The organism is Streptomyces sp. WAC05292 (assembly GCF_003949955.1).
GTDB classification, from domain to species: domain Bacteria; phylum Actinomycetota; class Actinomycetes; order Streptomycetales; family Streptomycetaceae; genus Streptomyces; species Streptomyces globosus.
This window is the reverse complement of the sequence record NZ_RPSE01000429.1, coordinates 1-5,105: the sequence shown is the minus strand read 5'-3', so window position 1 is coordinate 5,105 and position 5,105 is coordinate 1. Positions and strand designations below refer to the sequence as shown.

Here is a 5,105-nt window from a genome sequence, read left to right as displayed (position 1 = left end):
CCACCCGCACCCCCAAGCGCGGTCGCCGGTGGACCGGCCGGTCCCCTCTCCCCCCGACCCTTCAGGGAGCAGACATGCAAGAACCGGAACCGACACAGCGGCATCACGGAAGGAACCTGCTGATCGCGACGTCGATCGGCGCGCTCATCGCCGGCGGCTTCATGGTCAACGCCTCCGCCGGCCAGCCTTCGGCCGCGCCCGCAGCCGCCGGCACGGCCGTGGCGCAGCTGGCGCAGCCCGGGGCCGAGCTCGGCACCGCGAACGCCAGCGGCGACGCCTCGCAGGCGGCGTCGGCCGGCGAGCGCCGGGTGTGCGCCGACGGCGCCGGCTGGATGAGGCTGCGCTTCGCGGAGCTGACGCTCCGCGGCAGCGACACGGTCACCCTCGCCGGCTCCTCCGGGGACACGTACACGCTGGACTCCACACACGCCACCGGCAAGGAGTTCTTCACCCGCGCGTTCAACGGCGGGTGCGTGACGGTCACGCCGAAGCTGTCCCAGACCGGCAGCCGCTACTCCATCACCGGCTACCAGTCCGGCAAGGAGGCGCTGGCCAATGCCTCCGTCAGGGTCGCGGCGGTCGGCGACATCTGCGGCGACGCCTGCAACCAGACCGCCCCCCTGGTGAGCACCATGGCCCCCGCGGCCGTGATCACCGCCGGGGACAACGCCTACGACTCCGGCAAGCTGTCCGAGTTCAACGGCGCCTACGACAAGAACTGGGGCAAGTTCAACTCGATCGTCCACCCCTCCCCCGGCAACCACGAGTACAAGACATCGGGTGCACAGGGCTACTTCGACTACTACCAGGGCAAGGGCGTCCAGACCGGCGACCGCGACAAGGGCTACTACAGCGTGGACGTCGGCGACTGGCACCTGGTGTCGCTGAACTCCAACATCAGCTCGGGCGCCGGCAGCGCACAGGAGAGGTGGCTGCGCGCCGACCTCGCGGCCAGCACGAAGCCGTGCACGATGGCCTACTGGCACCACGCCCGCTTCTCCTCCGGCGACCACGGCGACAGCAGTGGCACGGCGCCCCTGATGAAGGCGCTGACCGACTTCAAGGCGGACGTGGCGGTCTGGGGCCACGACCACCACTACGAGCGGTTCGCACCCGCCCTGTCCAACGGGACGAGGGACACCGCCAACGGCATACGGTCGTTCGTGATCGGCACCGGCGGGCGGGCCCTCTACAGCAGCCGCAGCACCTCGGCCGGGCCGTCCGAGGTGTTCAACAACAACACCTACGGTGTCGGGCAGTTCGACCTGACCTCCACCGGCTACTCGTTCTCCTTCAAGCCGGTCGCCGGCCGCACCTTCACCGACTCGGTCAGCGGGACCTGCCACGCGAAGGGCGACAACCCGGGCCCCACCCCCACCCCCACGCCGACGCCGACCTCGACGGCCTCGCCCACGCCGGGCCCCGAGGGCCCGGTGCAGTCCGGGGCGACGTACCAGCTGGTCAACGCCAAGTCCGGGAAGGCGCTGGACAACCCCGGCAAGACGACCGAGGGCGCCCAGCTGGTGCAGTGGACCGCCGGCAACTACAGCAACCAGAAGTTCACCGCCACCCGGAACACCGACGGCACCTACCAGCTCAAGGTGAAGAACAGCGGCCTGTGCGTCTCGGCCGCCCCCGGGTCCACCAGTGACGGGGCAGCGGTCCAGCAGCGCGCCTGCGGCTCGGCAGCGGAGCAGAAATGGAGGATCACCGCTTCCGGAGGCGGGCTCGCGGCGGCCGCGCAGCACAGCGGCAAGTGCCTCGACGTCTCGGGCGGCTCGACCTCGGACGGCGCCCGCATCGTCCAGAACACCTGTGACGGGCGCAGCAGCCAGCAGTGGAGGTTCAACACGGCCACCTGACGCCCGCCGCAGTCCCACCCCGCCCTGACCCCTCCTCCGCCGGAGCGTCCCGATGTACCTGTCACAGGCCAGAGCCACCGACCCGAGCCGCGACGCCGCGGCCAGGACCCCCGGGGGGTCCCCGCCCCCCGGGGGCACCGCGAGAGCGCGGGTTCCCGCCGCCGTCGTCGCCCTCGGACTGGTCAGCCTCGTCACGGACGCTTCGGCGGAGATGGTCACGGCGATCCTGCCGATGTACCTGATGTACGGCCTGGGCATCGGCTACCTGCAACTCGGCGCCCTGGACGGCCTCCACACCGGCGCCACCGCCCTGTTCCGGATCGGCGGCGGGTACGCCGCCGACCGGTTCGGGCGCTCCAAGGCCGTCGCCACCTCCGGATACGCGCTCTCCGCCCTCACCAAACTCCTCTTCCCCGCGGTGGGGTCGGCTCCGGCGGTCGGCGCGCTGGTGGCGGCCGACCGCATCGGCAAGGGCATCCGTACCGCGCCCCGCGACGCACTGATCACCGCCGCGGTGCCCGAGGAAGACCTGGGCCGGGCCTTCGGGGTCCACCGGGCGATGGACACCTGCGGGGCCCTCCTCGGGCCGCTGATCGCCTTCGCCGTGCTCCTCGCCGTACCCGGCGGGTACGACACGGCGTTCCTGGTCAGCTTCTGCCTCGCCGCCGCCGGGGTCGTGGTCATCGTGGCATTCGTCCGCCGCGGCCCGGCCCCCGCGCCCCGCGAACGCGGTCTCGGCCTGCGCGGACGCCTCGCCTGCCTGCGCACCCCGGCCCTGCGGCGCTGCACCCTGGCGGCGGCGCTGCTGGGCCTGCTCACCGTCGGCGACATGTCGTTCTACGTGGGCCTGCAGCACCGCCTGGACGTGCCGGCCCAGGCCCTGCCGCTCCTGCCCATCGGCACGGCCCTCGTGTTCATGACGGCCGCGGTGCCGGTGGGCGTCCTCGCCGACCGCATCGGCCGGTGGCCGCTGTTCCTCGGCGGCCACCTGTCGGCGCTCGCCGCGTACATGTTCCTCTGGCTGGCCCCGTTCACCGGCTGGGCGGCCACCGCCGTCGTCCTCTGCCTGTACGGCCTCTTCTACGCCGCCACCGACGGCGTCCTGATGGCGTACGTCGCCCCGCTCATCCCCCCGGCGGCACGTACGACCGGCCTCGCCGTCGTGCAGACCGCGCAGTCCCTCGCCCGGGCCGCCGGCGCGCTCGCCTTCGGCGCCGCCGCCGCGTTCGGCGGCCTCGGCACCGCCTTCGGCCTGTTCGGCTGCACGTTCCTGGCCGTGGTCGCCGCCGCCGCCCTGATCCACCGACCCGGGAAGGCCTGATGAACGCCATCCGCACCGCGGGCGCAACCGCCCTCGTCGTCGCCCTGCTCGGCTCCGCCGCGGTCACCGTCGCCTGGCGGGGCGCCGCAGCCGACACCAGCACCGGGGAGCTGCGGCTCGGCGCACCGGGCACGCTCGTCACCGTGGACGCCAAGGGCCACCGGGTGCGCCAGACCACCCGGGACGGCAAGGAGCTCGCCACCGGGCCGGACTGCCGCCGGGCCGCGGTCGCCGCCGGAACCCTGGTCTGCCTGCAGGGGCTTCCCGGCCCGTTCTCCTCGGAAGTGCGCGTCTACCGCTCGGGGAAGGCGGAGCCGGAGGTGACCCTGCCCGTGTGGGGCAACCCGAGCAGGGCGCGGGTCTCCCCCTCCGGCCACCTGGTCGCCTGGACGGTCTTCCGCTCCGGTGACTCGTACGCCGCCTCCGGGCAGTTCTCCACCACGGCCGGCATCTACGACCTGCGCGACGGCAGCCACTACGGATCCCTGGAGGACTTCGCCGTCTTCGTCGACGGCGAGCGCTCCCAGTCGCAGGACATGAACTTCTGGGGCGTCACCTTCGCCGGCGACGACCGGACCTTCTACGCGACCATGGCGGCGAACGGGCGCACCCACCTCGTGCGGGGCGACCTCTCCACCCGCGAGCTGCGGGCGCTGCGCACGAACGTGGAGTGCCCGTCGCTGTCGCCCGACGAACAGCGCATCGCGTACAAGAAGAAGGTGGGCGACCACTGGCAACTCCACGTGCTGGACCTGGGGACGGGCGCCGACACGCCGCTCGCCGCACCGGCAGGCGTCGACGACCAGGCCGCCTGGCTGGACAACGGCACCGTCGCCTACGGCAGGGCCGACCACGGCAAGCCCTTCGTCTACACGGTGCCGGCCGACGGATCCGGGGAGCCGGTCAAGCTGGTCGAGGGCAGCTCCCCGACGGTGGCCACGGCCGTGCGCTGACGTCCGCGCCCCTCGCCGTCCACCGGGCGGCGGGCGTCGCGGCCGCGCCGCCGCGGTCGCTGCCCGCCTGCCCGCTCGCTCGCCGCACACGAACGCACCCGTCCAGGCCTCGCCCCCGGCAGGCCGTCCCGTGAGGAACGCCCCCGAGCATGCACCGTTACCCGCGCACCGCCGCCCCGGCCCTGGCCGTCCACCCCCTGCCGCCCTTCGAGAGCGCGCACCAGACGGCGCTCCTCTTCCCGCCGCCCGCCGCGGCGCGGCTTTCACCCGCGCCCGGCCGGCCGCGGGAGTGGCGGCGCAGACCTGCGGCGGGTGGCGGTACGCCGGACTTCGCCGCGCTCTTCGCCCGTCGGGCCCGGCCGTGGAGCGCGGAGGACCACCGGGCGGGCGGCTGGGGGCTGACGCCCCGCACCGCCCACCTTCTCCACACGGCGCTGGTCGTCCTCGCGGACCAGGCCTACGACGACGCGCTCCACCTGGCGGACCGCTTCCTGCCCGATGCCGACTCCGCCGCGCTGGAGGTCTTCCACCGGCTGCCCCCGCACACGTGGGCGGCGGACGGCCTGTGGCGGCGGCGGATGGCACGCGCCTTCGACGACCTGGCCGGCGACCTGGCCGACGGGCACCGGCCGACCCCCACCTGCACGGCCGAGGAGACGGCCCTTCAGCTGGCCGTCGAGGACGCCCCCATGCACCTGGAGGTCCTCCGCGACGAGGCCGAGCACCACGCGCTCCCGGAGCACGAGGACGACTACGGCCACTCCCGCCTGCTGGTCGGGCACCGGGACGCTCCGCTGCCCTGCCCCGCCGCGTGCACCGGCGTGCAGCACCCCCGCCCCGCACCGATGACGGCCCCGGCCGCGGGCGCGGGCACCCGCTGCCGAGCGGCCTGGTTCACCCCGTTCGACGACCGGCACACGAGGGACCCCGGACGCGGCTTCCGGCGGTAGGCCCCCCTCGGCCTCACCG

At 74.1% G+C, this 5,105-nt stretch carries 4 protein-coding genes; all 4 read left to right on the top strand.

Annotation, left to right across the window (positions count from 1 at the left end; all coding sequences use genetic code 11):
- Positions 1-74 precede the first annotated feature (74 nt).
- The 4 genes from EF903_RS28500 to EF903_RS28485 all read left to right on the top strand — a co-directional run bounded on the left by EF903_RS28500 (position 75) and on the right by EF903_RS28485 (position 5,086).
- The gene (locus EF903_RS28500) at positions 75-1,862 is read left to right on the top strand and encodes an RICIN domain-containing protein (RefSeq protein WP_125547895.1); all 1,788 of its coding nucleotides are present in this window, start codon (positions 75-77) and stop codon (positions 1,860-1,862) included.
- A gap of 52 nt (positions 1,863-1,914) precedes the next feature.
- Positions 1,915-3,183, top strand: coding sequence for an MFS transporter (locus tag EF903_RS28495; protein WP_125547894.1), 1,269 nt, complete (start codon positions 1,915-1,917; stop codon positions 3,181-3,183).
- Positions 3,183-4,136 carry a hypothetical protein gene (locus EF903_RS28490; protein ID WP_125547893.1) on the top strand — a complete coding sequence of 318 codons (954 nt, stop codon included), beginning with the start codon at positions 3,183-3,185 and terminating at the stop codon, positions 4,134-4,136. The genes EF903_RS28495 and EF903_RS28490 overlap by 1 nt, the downstream gene beginning before the upstream one ends.
- Before the next feature lie 149 nt (positions 4,137-4,285).
- A complete protein-coding gene (locus tag EF903_RS28485; protein WP_125547892.1) occupies positions 4,286-5,086 on the top strand; it encodes a hypothetical protein in 801 nt (266 codons plus the stop codon).
- Positions 5,087-5,105: the final 19 nt, after the last annotated feature.